Source organism: Flavobacterium pectinovorum (assembly GCF_022802975.1).
GTDB classification, from domain to species: Bacteria; Bacteroidota; Bacteroidia; order Flavobacteriales; family Flavobacteriaceae; genus Flavobacterium; species Flavobacterium pectinovorum_B.
Window position 1 is genome coordinate 268991 of record NZ_JAFEVZ010000005.1, and the last position, 16938, is coordinate 285928.

The window sequence follows — 16938 nt, forward strand, 5'->3', positions numbered from 1 at the left end:
AATTCCCATTAGATTGAAGGAGCTAGAGCATCAATTTTATCTTTTATATCTTCTCCAACTAGCACGCCGTCTTTTAGATATTCTCTTAAAATAGGTTTGATTTCGAATTCTAAACGAATGAACATGGGAGCCCCATCTTTTTCATTTGATTTATCTATAAAATAGGAATGTCCTAACTGTACATCTTTTTTTTCAAATTCAGATGAAAGATTCGTGTCAAATAATGTAGTTACGTTATTAAATAATATATCATCAAAAGTTTCCAAACCTTGTGTTTCTTTTAGATTTTCGGGCAGTACATCTACAAAAGCAAAACGCCTACGGATTGCATAATCTATATGCCCTACAGAACGATCAGCAGTGTTCATAGTACCAATAATATAAAGGTTAGGAGGAAGAATCAACTCTTTACCATTTACATTATACATAGACTCAACCGCTTCTCCACGATATTCTAACGCATATATCATTTCTCCTAATACTGAAGAAAGATTAGCACGATTGATTTCGTCAATAATAAGGATGAAATTTTTAGAAGGTTCTGAATAAGATTCCCCTTTATAATTATATTTTTCAATGAATCTTTTCAACAGTGCATTATAATAAGTATAACGATAATGAGCATGTACTGAAAATTCCTTTGGTATTTGCTGATTAGAAAATTTAAACTTACCTTCAATAATGGCTTTAACCAAATTCTTAAAATCGATAAAATTGATGCGTGAAGGATTATCCCAATTCTTTCCATATCTAAAGTTATCACTCTCGACTTTAAACAAAGTAATATCACCTGAAAGTATTATTTCGTTTTCTTCTACTTGCTTTTCTATTTCAAGTTTAAAATCTTCAAAATTTGAGTCTATCCAAAATTCGATATTTGATTCCGTCGAAGTATTAGTACTAGCTTTATAGTTTCTTAAAGCTTCTTCTGCAAACAATCCTAGCGTTTTATTTACATTTTTATATTCAATTCGATCTCCTTTAGATTCTGCTACAATTCCTCTTACAAAGTCTTCATAGGTGTAACTTGGATGAAATTGGATGAGTTTGAATTGATCATTATATTTTAAATCATCAACGTTATTTAGTCCTAATATTTCAGTAGCAATGAATTTAGCTTCACGTGTCTTGCCCGTACCTGGAGGTCCTTGTAAGATGATTTGTTTTTTAAATTCAAGAATTTTGGTGATATTATTTGTATTCATTATAGCTTTAATATTTTTAATATTGTTATACAAGTCCGTAACTATTTTGTAAGGACGTCCAACATCTAAAGATGTTCTTTTTCCCTTATCCCAATTAAATATAAGATGTTGAAAGAAAACTCTATCTATTGCAGAACCTTGACATTTAATGACCTCCTTGATAAGCAATATTAAATCGTGCCAATGATTGTTATTCTCTAAATTATGATAGTATTGAGCTGTACGACCATCTTTAGTAATTCTTTGAATAAAACCATTTTGTTTATTGTTAGCTAATTTTAAAAGAAAAGTTTTAAAATCAGGATCATCAGTTATATCGTTAATGACTAATTGATCCAAATCACTTTCTCCGCTTCCTTTTGGCCATTTATGCTTTTCAATATCTAACCAAAAAACTTCATTACCGAAGTAATAATGTAGATGATTTGGATTTCTAACATTCTCTAAGTTTGAAACTTCCTTATAATACAAAGGCTTGGTTTTATACGTAATCCCTTTATATAAATATTTAGCTATAACAACTTTGTTTTTATTTTGCTTGTCAATATGCGAAGTGATATCACTAACATTTATGTTTAGATCACTAAAAAAATGTATGCATTCAATTAAATTATTCTTGTCCATAAGGTATTATTCATCCACTTTTCCTAATTTCTCCTGCAAATCACCAACTGTAACCTGACCATTCATTAACATAGGTAATAACCAATTTCGGAGTGAAGCGAGTTGTTGGTTTTCTTCTTTTATTAATTCTATTTTGTCAATATAAGAAGAAGTTATTTTGTGAAACTTTATTAAAAGATCAATAGGTGGATATAAAATATCTATATCTGAAACTTGTGGAGAAGTAAGTTGTTGTTGAACTGATCCAGATTTCTCAAATGCAATATTTTTTATAGTTTCATATAAATATTTTATACAATATATTTCATTTGGAATTACAACAATTAACCTAATAATTGGAACAAAAGGTTTGTTTCTCAAAACACAAAATCCAATTGTCCCTCTTGCAGAAATGGTTATACTTTGAGTGTGTATTTTTGCTTCATTTGTATATCCATATAATCCATCATTCGTTATTCCATTAGAATAAATTGGAATTGCATAAGTTTCAGATTTTTCATTTGAATAGATTTTTGGTTTATCACCTCCAGCTTTAATTGTTGAAATCTCATTGATTTTTTTTACCTCCCAATCCTCAGGAATCTCTCTCTTCAATTCCTCATTCCAAACCATTTTACCTCCAAAAGTTTTGTAAGGTTTACCTTTACCATCTGGAAAATCAAACTGTACAAACCAATAATCATAAAGCGTTTTTGCCATCGCTTCTAACTCACTATTGATTTTGTTGTTGAGTTCTATTTTAGCATCTAAATCTGAAAGGACTTTGGCTATTTTTTTTTGAGTTGATATATTTTTTAAACTTAATTCAAGTTTACCCAATAGATCTAAATTTAAGTTAGGTTGTGAAGATTGGGAAGATAATTTGTTGATGTATCTATTTACATGTTTTTGTAAAAAATAATAATATACATAATCTATATCTACACTTTTTTTATTTAATCTAACAATTCCAACAGCTTGATTTGTATTTGCTGGAACATCTCCTTCTCTAACAATTCCTACTTTTCCAAGATATGCCCCAGCGATTGAAAATAGTAAATCTCCTTCTTTAAGCTTAGATCTTTTTAATTTATTATCTGTTAATTCACTAATGTGTTCATATAGCTTATTATTTAAATATTTTGAATCTGTAATACTCTCAGATTTGATGAAATTAATCCCATTTTCAGTAAATTCGCACCCTACTGAAGAAGGTGTTGTACCCTTAGTAATTAACTCTGAAACTTCTTTTAATGAAACTTTACTCATATTTTATCTCCTTCAAATTATTCTGAATTTCCAATTCTAAACTTTTACTTTCCTTAAAAAGTTCACTCAGATTAGTTTCAAAAGTTTTCATTTTAGTAGCAAATGCTTCGGGAGTAATATCAGTATATTCAATTTTTACTTCAAAATATTGTCCTGCACTCAAAGAATAGTTTTTAGCTTTTATATCTTCATACGAAACCACTACAGAGAAATCTTCTTTCGCTTCGTGTTTATTAAAAGTCTCAATAATATAATCTTCTTCATCGTGAGATAAAAGTGTTTTTTGGTTTTTACCTTCTTTTACTGTTGTTCCCAGTTTAGAAGCGTCCATTAAAACAATATCCCCTTTGGTATTTTCTTTGTCCAGAAATAAAATAGAAACATTGGTACCTGTAGTAGCAAAAATATTTGAAGGCATACTTACTACACCACGCAACATTTTACGTTCTACCATTTGCTCCCGTATTTTGCGTTCAATACCGCTTTGTGCCGTAATAAAACCTGTTGGTACCACGATTGCTGCTTTTCCTTTTGCAGTAAGAGAATACATAATATGCTGAACAAACAAAGGGTAAATTGCCATGCTTTCTTTTTTGGCTTTCGGAATATTGGGTGTTCCGGCAAAAAAGCGTTCGTGGTTTTCTTTGGTATTTAAATCATTTACATAATCTGAGAAATCCAACTTAAACGGAGGATTCGATACGATATAATCAAATTGCTTCAAACGTCCGTTTTTGTCTTTATGAAAAGGTTCTAAAATGGTGTTTCCCTTAACTACATTGGGTATAGAGTGTACTAAATCATTCAAAATTAAATTCAGACGCAATAAGTTGGATGATTTTTGCGAAATGTCCTGAGAGTAAACCGTACATTTATCTTCGCCAATTTGGTGTGCTAAATTCATCAAAAGCGTTCCGGAACCCGCACTTGGGTCATAACAGGTTACATCACTCACACTTTCGTTTACTAAACAACGTGCCATGATTTTGGCAACAGCATGCGGGGTAAAATATTCGGCGTAGGTTCCACCGCTATTTGTATTATAATCTTTAATTAAATATTCGAAAATAGTAGCATAGAAATCAAATTTTTCGTGAAAAATATTCTCAAAACTAATATTGACTAGTTTATTTATAAGAGCTTTACAAAAGTCATCGCGTTTATCAGTTACATATTTGCTAATGTTTTCGAATAAGACAATTTTTTCACCACTTTCTGTAATCACCGAGAAAACATCACTATTTTGTTTGGCAATATCCAATAAAGTATTGTCGAATATATCGGCAAACTTAGGCTCATTCTGACGTTCAAACAAACTTGAAATCAATTGGTCAGGATGAATGTTGGCAGTACTTTCGCTCATTTGCATGGTCAACATTTCGTACTCACTGGAAGGATAACTTCTTAATGTTTCCTCCCAATTATCTGATGCTGCTATCTTTTCATCCAGTTGCTTTATTTCATGGATAAATTTATCATTAAGAAATTTATATAAAAATACCTGAGTAATAATCTTGAATTCATTTCCATCATTTCCCAAACCATAATTGGCGCATACACTTTTTAAGTCATCAATTAGTGTTTTGGTTTGCTTTTCAAATTGTATTGTGGTAGTCATTGGTTTTTTTATATTATTTTTTCAATTTTTTAATATCGGCTTCAATCTCCTTAAGGCTTTGCTCAATCTCTGCCGCTTTTCTGCTTTCCTTAAATTTTTCAAATTCCTGTGTCGATTTATCCAAAGCCATTTGATGACTAATTTTTCCTGCATGTGTCAACAGCTCCCTTCCGTTGAGCTGTAAAATACTATCCAGTCGTTCTGCCCAATCTTTCATATACATGGGGGTTTGCTGTTGTGCCATCGTTTCTGCAAACGCTAAATATTGCTCTACCAATAATCCTAACAGTTTTATTTCGTCTTCGTTAAGATAATTTTTAGCAATACTAACATCTATTTTCTGAACTGCTTTGGCTTCTTTTTTATCAAAAGACTGCATTCCTAATAATGGTAAAGTAGCATCGACTCTTCGATAGACTAATTCAGCTGCGGTGTTTTGAGAAATAGCCCAAAGAAGTTTATTTTGTACGATTTTGAAAAATGAAATTGTTTTTTCGTCTTTTGGATCGTAATCTATACTTGTGGTGTAAATGTCTTTTATTTTTTGGTAGAAAAACTTTTCAGATATTCGTATTTCGCGAATGCGTTGTTGCAATTCGTTGAAATAGTTCATTGTATTACCGGACTTAAAACGGTCATCATTCAAAGCAAAACCTTTTACAATGTATTCTTTTAATCGCTGGGTGGCCCAAATCCTGAATTGCGTTCCTTGCTGCGATTTTACACGGTAACCAACAGAAATTATGACATCAAGATTGTAGTGTTTAACATTGTTTTCTTGTGTTTTTCCGTCAATAGCACCATGTGAAGAGGTTAGTCGGAAATCCCGACATACCACTTTTTCGTCTAGTTCACCTTCTTTAAAAACATTAGCGATATGCTCCGTAATGGTAGATCTTCCTTTGCCAAAAAGCAATGCAATCTGAGCTTGTGTTAGCCAAACTGTTTCATCGTTAAGCTGAACATCAATCTTAATATTACCTTCCTGATTTTGATAAATAAGTATTTCGCCTGTATACATATTATGCTGTTCTTCCATAAAACTCATTCATATATTCTTTAACCACCAAACTATTAATACGTTTTGAGGTTTCAGGATCTAAAGGAATTTCGTTTTTATTTTTAAATTGATTAATAACAAATCGCATAATCATTTTTTCAACATAACTCTCATTTTCTAACACTTTTGAGTTTTGTAAAAGCTGATCGTCGATTTCTTTTTTCAATCCGTTTAAGGCCTCAAAAAGTTTGGTTTCACTATCGGTTAAAGGATCTTTTTCCATTAAACGTTTATGCAAACGGGCATATTTCTCATCATTTGCATATTTAGCCCTTAACAACTGGTTTTTTCTTTCCAGCTCTTTTGCCTTGCCATAAATAAGTTCAAGGTTTTTAATATTGCCCTGCATCCCTTCTTTGGTGACTTCGCTTAAGTTTTTCTTTTTAAATAAACGTTCCAATTCTTCGCGCAAAGATACAAAAACAGGGTCTTTGGGATCAAAATTGCCACCGAGTATTTCACGAGTTTTTTGCAAGGTTGATTTCAGTACATCAGCAAGCAACATTTCTTCTTCTTTTACTTTTACAAAAGCAAAAATGACATCTTCAAGCGCAATGTTTAATAAATTGGTGGTGTCTACATTTTGTTCCAGAGCTTCTTTGGTATTGATCAAAGCCAAATGATTATTAGCTTCACGGGACAGTATCGTTAGTTTATGAAAGTCAAGACGTTCTAATAATTCATAATTCCCGGATAATCGAATAAGGTTATATAGACTTTTAGCATTGTTTAATACTCTGTTGATTTTCAGCATTTCAGTTCGATCCTGAATCTGTGAAATTTGCTGTGAAAAGATCTCAGCATTTAAAGTATCAAACGGAAATAAAACTTCTTTAATTTCATTAATTTCCTGTCTGATTTCTTCCGGTGATTTGAAGATGTTAGAATAATGTTCCATTTCATCACCTAACTCGGATTGTAACTCGTTAAAATAGTCCTGATTTGTTTTGTCAAATTCTTTTTGAATGTCTGCAAAGTCAACAACATATCCGTACTTAAAATCTTGGTAAGTTCTATTTACACGAGTAAGTGTTTGCAATAGATTGTGTGCTTTGATAACACGACCAATATATAATTTCTTCAAACGGGGAGCATCAAAACCAGTTAACAGCATGTTATAAACGAAAAGAAAATCTATTTTTCCCTCTTTAAATTCTTCAACTTTTTCTTCTCGTTCTTTTTTGGTTCCAACATCATGCAAAATTACCGCAGCAGTTGTGACTTTGCTTTTATTCTTTTTTTGACTACCATAACTTTCACGAGGATCGGCAACCATTTGAAGAAAGTTAGAATCTGCATTGTTTACTGCATATTTCGATTCAAAAATTTCAAATAACATTTTTGCCTGTTCGGAAGAATCACAAACCACCATTCCACCAATTGAATTGTTGTTTAAGGCAATACGGGCTTTTTCAAAATCCTGAACGATATAATCCAGCATTGGTTCTACAAATTTAGGATGTGCGTAGACAATTTTTTTATCGGCATTCCCTTTTAAAATTTCAATTTCTTCAAGTGCTTGTTTTAAAGTCAGTTTATAATTGGTTTCAATTTCTTCCCGAATTAGTCGTAAAGTATAACCATCTGCAATTGAAGAATTGTAATAATATTTGTGAATATAATTTCCAAATAAAGCTTTAGAATTATAGTCGTTCCCTAATAGCGGTGTTCCTGTCAGACCAATTTTTATAGCGTTGTTATCAGATTCATTAAGATTGGCTAAAAAGCTACCTTTTGGATTATAACTACGATGTACTTCGTCTAAGAAATACACACGCTGTATGTTTAAATTGTAATCTATATTTCTAATTACATCAGGATTATCCTGAAACTTTTGGATATTCACAACGGTTATTTCAGGTTTTCCTGAATTGTTATGAATTACGGATGTAGATTTGATATCTCTGGAAAATTCTTCTCTCGAATTGATATTATGAACAACCAATCCTCGACTTTTAAATTCTTTCCCAGCCTGAATCAACAAATCCAGGCGATCCACAATAAAATAGAATTTTGGTACAATACTTTTCTTTTGAAAATAATGGGTTAAATACTTAACATTATAAAAAGTTAAAGCAGTTTTTCCGCTTCCTTGTGTATGCCAAATGATACCTTTTTTTCCGCCTTCTTTTAGTTTATCTTCGATTGCTTTAGTTGCAAATAACTGAGGATATCGCATGATGTGCTTTTGTAATCCCGTACTTTCTTTGACATATGCTATTCCAAATTGCAAAACAAAAGCAAGACGATCTCTTTGAAACAGGGAAGTACAAATTCTATTAGTTGGTGTGTTATAATTTTTGTTAGTAAGGAATTCAGGCGAATTTTTAATACTTAATAAATTAGTGTCTTTTAATACAAAGTTTTCGTTTTCGTCTTCTATATTTTTTAATAAAACATCAAAATCAAACTCTTGTTCTTCTCTAAAATAGTTGAATATTGGTTTATAATAAGATGGTGTGGCATAGAAAGCTCCTTCAATTGGCAAAGGAGAACTATCATCATATTCCATATTATTAGAAAAAAACATCAATTGAGTAAGGTTCACAAATTGCCTAAACTTTTTATTTTGAAAACGAGTTTGTATGCGCTTGTGTTCGGCAGTAATACCATCCTGATTATTTGGCTTTTTGACTTCGATAAAAGCTAAAGGCATTCCATTTATTAATAAAGTAATGTCTGGCCTAAATTCTTCTTCGTCTTTTTTATAGGTTAATTCAGTAACAACATTAAATGAATTATTATTGAAATTTTCAAAGTCAATTAGTCTCACATTAGACTGATCAGTGAGCTTTTCATAAAATATCTTTCCTAAATCTTCATTTTCCAGATAAAGAACAATTTCGTTATAAGTTCGATCAATATCACCAAATGATAACTCAGGATTCAATCTTTTGAGATTCTCTTTGAAGATATTGGTGAATATGTTGGTTGTCTCGTCCCATATTTGATTGGATAATGATAAATAATCATAACCCAATCGCATTAGATGTAATATAGTGGGTATTTTAACACGAGAATCTTCGTTGAAAGCCATAAAAAGATTTGTATAATTACTGCAAAAAACAATTTGATTGCTAAAGTATTGAAATATTTATTAAAGATGTTTATTAAGAACCATAAAAACGAAAGAAAACATCTATACTTTTCATAAAACTAAGTGCCCATAGCCCAGATAAAGGCGGTGCCTTTTTGCGGGATTTTCGTGGATAAAAAAATATAGCCGAAAGCGGGAAATAGCTCCATAAAAAAAGAGAAACTATGACAGTCTCTCTTTTTAAAATTAATATATCTTATAAGTTTATTTCCCTTTCAATAATTTCTCCAAATATTCAACCTTATCCTTCTCAGCCTGAACCAATCTTTCATAAAGTTCCACAACTTTGTCTAGTGGATTAAAATTAGGCTGAACATTAATTCCATTAATTGTGGAATTATCATTACTCGTAAAAGTATTATTGATAACATTTAATACAGTCTCATCACTATAATTCTTAATTGCCTCGGTAGATACACCTAAAACTTCCGCAATTGCAGTTAATTTTTCTTCATCAACAATCTCACTTCCTTCAATATTAGAAACAGACTGCTGGCTCACTCCTATGGCGTTAGCCAGTGCTTCTTGTTTCATACCTCTAAGCTCTCTTATTCGGCTTATATTTCTTCCAATATGTTTTGGTTTTGTTACTGTGCTCATAAGTCAAAGGTATTTAAAAATCTTTTAAAAAACAGGGTTTGGTAAAACACAAGTCGCATTGGTAAGATACAATTCACATTAGTTCAGTACGGTACAATGTATTGCTTACTTGCTGTGTCTTAAACAAAAATACACTTTTTCAGACAAGTATCAATTTAAAAATCAAAATTATGAAAACCGCAGCAAAACTTTCATTTCCAAAACTCCAAAACGAATATATAAAAAACATCCTGCGCCAGTTGGTCAGTCAGCACAGCATCGTTCAGGTATTTTTTACCGGAGAGCCTTCGCCCCTGTTTTCACAACTCATCATCCATACCGAAAAAAACACCTCTGCCCAGGAGCTTCGGCAGAGCAAATGGGTAGCCAAAGTGAAGACCCAGTATCAAATCAATGTCTGTTTTATCTATTCTTCAAAACTACATCGTCAGTATGCTTTAGGAGCACCTTTCACTGCGTTTTACTGTCGTCCTGCTGCTGTGATCTATCAAAATGAAGCGTTAGAAGAAGCTGTTTTCAGTACAGGAGAATGGAAAAAATACAAGAAGAAATTGAATGCCTATCAAAACAATTTCTACCACGATCACGAACTTCAGAAATGGCAGATTAAAAACCTCATGGCAGAAGGAGCTTCAAACAGTGTCTTTACCTCCTATGCCAGACTGCTGGAATACAACATCGAATGTTTAGAAAAACTCTATACCGGAAACACTTGCAACACCCTAAGCCTCGACGAAAGAATCCGGAACCTAACCGCATGCATTCCCGAAATTCAAAAATACTTCGTCCAAACCAACCGAAACCAATATTTCCTGACAGCTCTTTTTGAAAAAGCAAAACAAGCAGCCTCAGAGGGTGATGAGATCTACAAAGACGAAATGTATCAGGCAGTTGAAATCACCGAACAAAATCTCCTTCGCCTGATCACAGAACGCTTTGCCGAATTAAAAAAAAGAATCAAAAAAGAATCGTCCAAAAAACAAAACCTTCCCGGTCAAATCGATAACAAACCAAAAGACAGCATCCTTGACACCGCCATCGAAAGCATCCTAAATTCGGTAGAAGTGGAGCAAATTTATGCCTTTCATCAAATCATCTGGGGCGAAAAAACAACCTATTACCTACTGCTTATTGCTGATACCGTTGGCAACGAAAAAGTAAGAGCCCTAACCCACTCCCTCAAAAGCAAATTGGGAGACCAATACGATTTTGTATTGTTAAGCCACAGCCGTTACTGGATCCAGAAAAATCTGTATCTCTATCAGCATTTCTTTTCCCGTACTATTCAAAACCAGAACCTCATCTGGTCGTCTGCCCCCTACCACCCAGATTTGCATTGGGAAGTACCCTTCGAACCCTCTCACGCCGATTTATATTTTTACTATAAGGCAGCCAAAAATGTGGCTTTCCAATTTTTTGCAATAGCCAACAATCCCAAACAAAACTACCAGGGTTTAGACTACCTGTTTGCATTGTTTTTTCTGTCGTTTTGCAGGACCTATATTTTCGTCAAAACATATTACCTGCCCAATTACCTGTCCGCTCAGTCCTTATGGCAGCTGTGCAGCTACGCAGACTCCAACATAAGAAAACACCATTACCTGCTCGAACAATTCCCTACAGACGTTTTCTCTTATATAGACAAACACATGATCCTCCACCACAGGCTGTCAAAACTCGACAAAGAACAGGTCGTTCAAATGAACCTCATCGTCGAAAAACTAATCTTCGAATTACACCATCTGGTCATTGAAGGCAAATTAATATACTCTGACAAAGACGAAGAAGAGGAATAAACTCTGAGGCAAAGCAGAACAATTGTCATCCTGAGCGAAGTCGAAGGCTCATGAAACCAAAAAGCCTTCGATAAGTATATTCAATCTTTTGCCCTTAAAAAGCTTACGTTCTTGCCTGGAAATAGAGAACTTGAAGAAGCGATGGAAGAATTATAATAAAAAATTTAACCATGAAAAAACAGTTGTATAGTAAGTTTAGGATTAAGAATTACAGGTGTATAGCTAAAACAGGATTTATTTAATAATCTGTATAGTTATTTTAGGACGAGTCACACCATATAGCAAAGTCATAGATAAAGCATGGATAAAGCATAGATAGTGCATGAATAATGCATGAAAAAAAATGTGCTTTTCTGATTGTATTTTAACGTTTGCCGGTAATGCTTTTTCAGCAGCAATAAAGGAATATTTATAACTAAATTTGTAATTAGGAAACATGTTGTTTCTTCTAAAATTTGTTCGGATTACTCAATCATTTCTTATGGTTTAATTTGTCATTTTCCCACACAGTCGGATTTTGTATAATATAATACGCTATTCTTTGATATTCAAAATCATTTCTGACAATATGATCGTGGTAATTGGGCTGAAAAAAATGATTTTGTTTATTGTATTTTGGTATTGGTAAATGATGTTCATCAATATAATCATCAATTTTGGTGTTTACCGCCGATTTAAATCCGGCAATAAACGATGAAATGGATTTGGGTAATCGTACAGGACGATTCGGTTTTATCGATTGCCATTGTAAAACCGCACGGCCGTGCGGTTCTACGCCGTACCCGTACGGTTGTACGTTATCCCCATGCGATTCCACATTGTGTCCGTGCGATTTTACGTTATCAATCAGGTCGTTTGATTCATTTTCAGGATGACAGATTTCCACAATCATATGCAAATGATTGGGCATAATGATACATTCGTGCAAAAACAATTCATTGCGAATTTCAAATGATTTCAAAAATTCATTTTGCACAATTTTGCCCATTTCGGATAATTTAATTTCTCCAGCGACAATATCTCCCAAAATGCATTCCCTGTTTTGGGTCACAATGGTAAGAAAATACAAGGCATTTGAAGAATAATCCCAATTCCGTAATCGGTGTGAACCTATTTTATATTTATTCTTGTATTTATCCATTTCAAAATGATAGTCTACAAAAATAAATAAATTATACTATATTATGATAATTTATCTTACAAATAAAAATTAAAGCACTATATCTTAAGGAATAATTGAAATTTAACGATTAAGTAAAAGATTAGACAATCTGAGAAAATCTTAATCCATAAACAATAAATCCATGAGTTCAGGGAATAAAAAAACTCCAAAATCGCAAGACTTTGGAGTTTTTGGTAATTTGTGGGGAGAGCAGGATTCGAACCTGCGAAGTTCACACAGCAGATTTACAGTCTGCCCTCGTTGGCCGCTTGAGTATCTCCCCAAATTTGAGTGTGAATCTAAAATCGTCGACACTCGGAAAATCGTAAAAAAAACTCCTTAATTTCTTAAGGAGTTTCTTGGTGGGCGATGAGGGGTTCGAACCCCCGACCCCCTCGGTGTAAACGAGGTGCTCTGAACCAGCTGAGCTAATCGCCCTATTTTATTAGGCTACTATCATTTCGTGATTGCGAGTGCAAATATACACCTAGATTTTGTATTTGCAAGCCTTTTTGATGAAAAATATAAAATAAAATTTGCTAATCCTTTTAGAAAGCTATTTTTCAGCCTCTTAAAAACAAAATAAAATTGGGTCTTATCTTAGTGTTTAGTTAAAAAACGAAATCCGGAAAGCTAATTTCAATTATTCCTTTTGTATTCACTTGCTATAGTCATACATTTGCATACCTTAATTGTAAACTCAAATGGCAAGATTTCAGGAAAATGATTTACCGAAAGCTAAATTAAACTCTAACTCCCTTCAAAAAGCAATCCGAATTTTTAAATATGCTAAAAACCATAAATGGAAATTTTTCCTGGGTTTAGTTTTTTTACTCTTAACCAGTGCCACTGCCCTCGCCTTTCCGAAATTAATGGGAATGCTGGTAGACTGTGTTACCAATAAAGACCTTGACAAAGCAAACGAAATTGCCATTGCCTTAATGGGAATTCTGGTTTTACAGGCGATATTCTCTTTTTTCAGAATTTCGCTTTTTGTCAATTTCACTGAAAATTCACTATCAAACATTCGTTTTGCCTTGTATGAAAATCTGGTAAAACTCCCAATGTCCTTTTATGCTCAAAAACGTGTTGGAGAACTGAACAGCCGTATCAGTGCTGATATTTCACAATTACAGGACACATTAACCACAACAATCGCTGAGTTTTTACGTCAGTTTATTTTAATTATTGGCGGTTTTATCATCTTAGGAAGCATTAGCCCAAAATTGACTTTGATGATGCTCGCCATCGTTCCGGTTGTAGCCGTTGCTGCCGTAATTTTTGGAAGATTCATTCGTAAATACGGAAAAAAAACGCAGGACAAAGTAGCCGAAAGCCAGGTCATTGTTGAAGAGACTTTACAGGGAATAAGCAATGTAAAAGCGTTTGCCAACGAATGGTACGAAATTCAGCGTTATAAAAACAAAATTAAAGAAATTGTAAAAATCGCTATCAAAGGCGGTCAGTACAGAGGATATTTTGCTTCTTTCATTATTTTATGCCTTTTCGGATGTGTGGTTGCCGTTGTCTGGTACGGCATTACCTTAACAATAAAAGGAGAAGTTGAAGGTGTAGGTGATTTGATTTCGTTTGTTTTGTACACAACCTTTATTGGTGCCTCTTTTGGCGGAATAGCCGAAATGTACGCCCAGATCCAAAAAGCAGTAGGAGCCACAGAACGTGTTTTTGAATTACTGGAAGAAACTCCGGAAGCCATCAAGGCAAATCCGAAGACTTTAGCTGTAGAAAAAATAAAAGGAAATGTCGCTTTCAAAAATGTAGCGTTTAGTTATCCATCCCGTAAGGAAGTTGAAGTCCTTAAAAATGTAAACTTTACAGCAGAATTTGGGCAAAAAATTGCACTTGTTGGCCCGAGTGGTGCCGGAAAATCGACTATTTCTTCCTTATTATTGCGTTTTTACGATATTACATCGGGAGAGATTTTAGTAGACGGAAAAAGTATTTATGATTACGATTTAGAAAACCTTCGCGGAAACATGAGTATAGTTCCTCAGGATGTGATTTTATTTGGCGGAACCATCAGAGAAAATATCGCCTACGGAAAACCGGACGCTTCTGATGAAGAAATAATGCTGGCTGCAAAACAAGCCAATGCATTGAATTTTGTGGAAGGTTTCCCTGAAAAATTCGAAACACTGGTGGGAGAGCGCGGTGTGAAATTATCAGGAGGCCAGCGCCAGCGAATTGCTATTGCAAGAGCTTTATTAAAAAATCCGAGTATTTTAATTTTGGATGAAGCAACTTCTTCGTTAGACAGTGAAAGCGAAAAACTGGTCCAGGAAGCTTTAGAAGTTTTAATGGAAGGAAGAACCAGTATTATTATTGCACATCGTTTGTCAACCATTAGAAATGCTGATAAAATCTTAGTTCTGGATAACGGAAAAATTACCGAAGAAGGAACACATCAGGAATTGATAAATCTCGAAAACGGAATTTATAAAAACCTGAGCAATCTTCAATTTAGCAATTCTTAAAAAAGTTTGAAAATCGATAATTTAAATGCAATAAGACTATAACGTTTTATTGCATTTTTTTTTAAGCTTGTCTGATATTTGTTTAATAAAATATTGTCCGGCTGAGCGGAGTCGAAGCCCTTTCCTAATTCACAAGCCTTCGACTAAGTTTATCCTGAGCGAAGCCGAATGGACTCAGGATGACATCAATTCCTTAAGTTATAAATGATGTTTCAATCCTAATTTTTATACTTTTATAATCAAATCAATCTTTTTAATCAATTTCACCCAACGGGTTAAAACATTGTATTTTAACTAAATAAAACCTGTTGGATCTAATTCGTTTTTGATGATGATTTTTGTCAGTTCGAGGTTTAATTTTTTTAGAAAAAAAAGCAATATAAGATGACGTTGCAAGCTCTCGCCAGTTCGAGTGAATTTTCTGAAAATGCAATAGCTTTTTCAGAAAATTTGTATCGAGAACTATTTTTTAATAAAAACGTCATAGGTAGTGATCCCGATTTTTCATCGGGATTGTATCGAGAACAGAAAAAATATTATTAAAAACGGTTCTCGATACATTTTTTGCTCCGTTACTCTACACAAAAAACACTCGAACTGACGTTTTTAACACTTACACCTAACAGATTTTAAAACCTTTTTAGGATAACAAAACTATCTTTTTACCCCTAAAGTTCTAGCCCTGATCGTAACGGCATCCTGTTGTTGCGGGGTTCGCAACAACAGATATAGTGAAGAGCAGGATTAGCTCCTGAAAATTATTTAAAAAAATAACATTAGAATTAAACCTTTCTTCAAAACAAATGTCTAACCTTGTCAGGCTAAAAAACAGTTGTACATACAATTGTTAAATAACCATTAAGTCGTTTTGTATTCGCACCAAAAAGCTAATTTTGTGCAATTACTAATTCAATACCTAAAACATTTTACCTTAATTTTATGAAAGTAAAACACCTAATTTACGCCCTTATTATTATAGTACTCGGAGGATTTATCACTTATAGAGTAATATCCAACAAAAATAAAAAAGAAGAGTCTAAAAAATTTGGCGATAAAGACAAACCTACAGCTGTAACCGGGATTGTGGTTAAAACCTCTACTTTTGATAATAATTTATCATTGTCAGGATCTATTGAAGCCAATGAACAAATAGAAATTCACAGTGAAGTTTCAGGAATTGTCGAGGGTATTTACTTTACCGAAGGAAGTAATGTAAACAAAGGCCAGATCCTTTTTAAGGTAAATGACATTGAGTTAAGAGCACAACTAAGACAAGCTCAGACAAAAGAAGGTTTAGCTGGAGAAAATGAAAGAAGAGCTAAATTATTATTACAAAAAGAAGCTATCAGTCAGGAAGAATTTGATGTTGCCAATGCAGATTATGCTTCGATGAAAGCCCAGACTCAGTTAATTAAAGCCCAAATTGCCAAAACTTCTGTGAGAGCTCCGTTTTCAGGAAAAATTGGTTTGCGTTCTATTTCTCCGGGTTCATATATTACGCCTGCAGTTTTAGTGGCAAAACTGGTAAATACAACTAAACTAAAAATCACATTTTCGATTCCTGAAAAATATGCTTCTCAGGTAACATCAGGTTCTGTTATTGACTTTACAGTTTCTGGATCGGATAAAATTTATAAGGCAAAAATATATGCTATTGAACCGGAAGTAGAAGTAGCAACACGTACTTTAAAAATTCGTGCTATTGCAGATAATATTGACGGAAAACTTTTTCCCGGAACATTTGCCGATGTAAAGTTACCTTTAAATATTATTAACGATGCAATTGTAATTCCTTCTGAAGCAATTGTACCAATTCAGGATGGAAAGAAAGTTTTTATTTCGAACAATGGTAAAGCCAAAGAAGTTATCGTTGATGCCACTACCAGAACCGATGCTTCGATTTTGATTTTATCAGGATTAAAAGCGGGTGATACCTTAATTACAAGTGGTGTAATGTCGTTAAAAAACGATTCTCCGATAAAAATTAAAGTAAAATAAGTCTTAAAGTCAAAAGTCAAAAAGTCAAAAATTTA

10 protein-coding genes and 2 tRNA genes are annotated in these 16938 nt (G+C 33.3%); 3 read left to right on the forward strand and 9 right to left on the reverse strand.

Translation table 11 applies throughout. The features are described from left to right. Positions 1-8 precede the first annotated feature (8 nt). From FLV_RS09695 to FLV_RS09720, 6 genes are all read right to left on the reverse strand, one after another. Positions 9-1829 carry an McrB family protein gene (locus tag FLV_RS09695; protein ID WP_243233297.1) on the reverse strand — a complete coding sequence of 607 codons (1821 nt, stop codon included), beginning with the start codon at positions 1827-1829 and terminating at the stop codon, positions 9-11. Positions 1830-1835: 6 nt separating this feature from the next. Next, positions 1836-3077 carry a restriction endonuclease subunit S gene (locus FLV_RS09700; protein WP_243233305.1) on the reverse strand — a complete coding sequence of 414 codons (1242 nt, stop codon included), beginning with the start codon at positions 3075-3077 and terminating at the stop codon, positions 1836-1838. Next, complete coding sequence (locus FLV_RS09705) at positions 3070-4695, reverse strand: class I SAM-dependent DNA methyltransferase (RefSeq protein WP_243233309.1); 1626 nt, start codon at positions 4693-4695, stop codon at positions 3070-3072. Before FLV_RS09705 ends, FLV_RS09700 begins: the two co-directional genes overlap by 8 nt. A 13-nt stretch (positions 4696-4708) precedes the next feature. Next, positions 4709-5743, reverse strand: a complete 1035-nt coding sequence (locus FLV_RS09710; RefSeq protein WP_243233311.1) for a virulence RhuM family protein — start codon at positions 5741-5743, stop codon at positions 4709-4711. Next, positions 5718-8792 carry a type I restriction endonuclease subunit R gene (locus tag FLV_RS09715; protein ID WP_243233313.1) on the reverse strand — a complete coding sequence of 1025 codons (3075 nt, stop codon included), beginning with the start codon at positions 8790-8792 and terminating at the stop codon, positions 5718-5720. Before FLV_RS09715 ends, FLV_RS09710 begins: the two co-directional genes overlap by 26 nt. 264 nt (positions 8793-9056) lie before the next feature. Beyond that, the gene (locus tag FLV_RS09720; protein WP_243233315.1) at positions 9057-9452 is read right to left on the reverse strand and encodes a helix-turn-helix domain-containing protein; all 396 of its coding nucleotides are present in this window, start codon (positions 9450-9452) and stop codon (positions 9057-9059) included. Between the two features lie 170 nt (positions 9453-9622). Here FLV_RS09720 and FLV_RS09725 point away from each other — a divergent pair, with 170 nt between their 5' ends. Next, positions 9623-11248, forward strand: coding sequence for a hypothetical protein (locus FLV_RS09725; protein WP_243233318.1), 1626 nt, complete (start codon positions 9623-9625; stop codon positions 11246-11248). A 472-nt stretch (positions 11249-11720) separates the two neighbouring features. On the opposite strand, the gene FLV_RS09730 is transcribed toward FLV_RS09725, so the two are convergent. The 3 genes from FLV_RS09730 to FLV_RS09740 all read right to left on the reverse strand — a co-directional run bounded on the left by FLV_RS09730 (position 11721) and on the right by FLV_RS09740 (position 12848). After that, the gene (locus tag FLV_RS09730) at positions 11721-12389 is read right to left on the reverse strand and encodes a transposase (RefSeq protein WP_243233319.1); all 669 of its coding nucleotides are present in this window, start codon (positions 12387-12389) and stop codon (positions 11721-11723) included. Positions 12390-12612: 223 nt separating this feature from the next. After that, positions 12613-12693, reverse strand: a tRNA-Tyr gene (locus tag FLV_RS09735). A 77-nt stretch (positions 12694-12770) separates the two neighbouring features. Further along, a tRNA-Val gene (locus FLV_RS09740) sits at positions 12771-12848 on the reverse strand. Positions 12849-13114: 266 nt separating this feature from the next. On the opposite strand from FLV_RS09740, the gene FLV_RS09745 reads away from it, so the two are divergent. Beyond that, on the forward strand, positions 13115-14905 hold the full coding sequence (locus tag FLV_RS09745) for an ABC transporter ATP-binding protein (RefSeq protein WP_243233321.1): 1791 nt from the start codon (positions 13115-13117) through the stop codon (positions 14903-14905). Between the two features lie 939 nt (positions 14906-15844). Continuing rightward, complete coding sequence (locus tag FLV_RS09750) at positions 15845-16903, forward strand: efflux RND transporter periplasmic adaptor subunit (protein ID WP_243233323.1); 1059 nt, start codon at positions 15845-15847, stop codon at positions 16901-16903. Positions 16904-16938 lie beyond the last annotated feature (35 nt).

Excerpts from the sequence above, each read along its gene's own strand:
- FLV_RS09695 (WP_243233297.1), bottom strand. The coding sequence starts at position 1,829 with ATGGACAAGAATAATTTAATTGAATGCATACATTTTTTTAGTGATCTA.
- FLV_RS09700 (WP_243233305.1), bottom strand. The coding sequence starts at position 3,077 with ATGAGTAAAGTTTCATTAAAAGAAGTTTCAGAGTTAATTACTAAGGGT.
- FLV_RS09705 (WP_243233309.1), bottom strand. The coding sequence starts at position 4,695 with ATGACTACCACAATACAATTTGAAAAGCAAACCAAAACACTAATTGAT.
- FLV_RS09710 (WP_243233311.1), bottom strand. The coding sequence starts at position 5,743 with ATGAGTTTTATGGAAGAACAGCATAATATGTATACAGGCGAAATACTT.
- FLV_RS09715 (WP_243233313.1), bottom strand. The coding sequence starts at position 8,792 with ATGGCTTTCAACGAAGATTCTCGTGTTAAAATACCCACTATATTACAT.
- FLV_RS09720 (WP_243233315.1), bottom strand. The coding sequence starts at position 9,452 with ATGAGCACAGTAACAAAACCAAAACATATTGGAAGAAATATAAGCCGA.
- FLV_RS09725 (WP_243233318.1), top strand. The coding sequence starts at position 9,623 with ATGAAAACCGCAGCAAAACTTTCATTTCCAAAACTCCAAAACGAATAT.
- FLV_RS09730 (WP_243233319.1), bottom strand. The coding sequence starts at position 12,389 with ATGGATAAATACAAGAATAAATATAAAATAGGTTCACACCGATTACGG.
- FLV_RS09745 (WP_243233321.1), top strand. The coding sequence starts at position 13,115 with ATGGCAAGATTTCAGGAAAATGATTTACCGAAAGCTAAATTAAACTCT.
- FLV_RS09750 (WP_243233323.1), top strand. The coding sequence starts at position 15,845 with ATGAAAGTAAAACACCTAATTTACGCCCTTATTATTATAGTACTCGGA.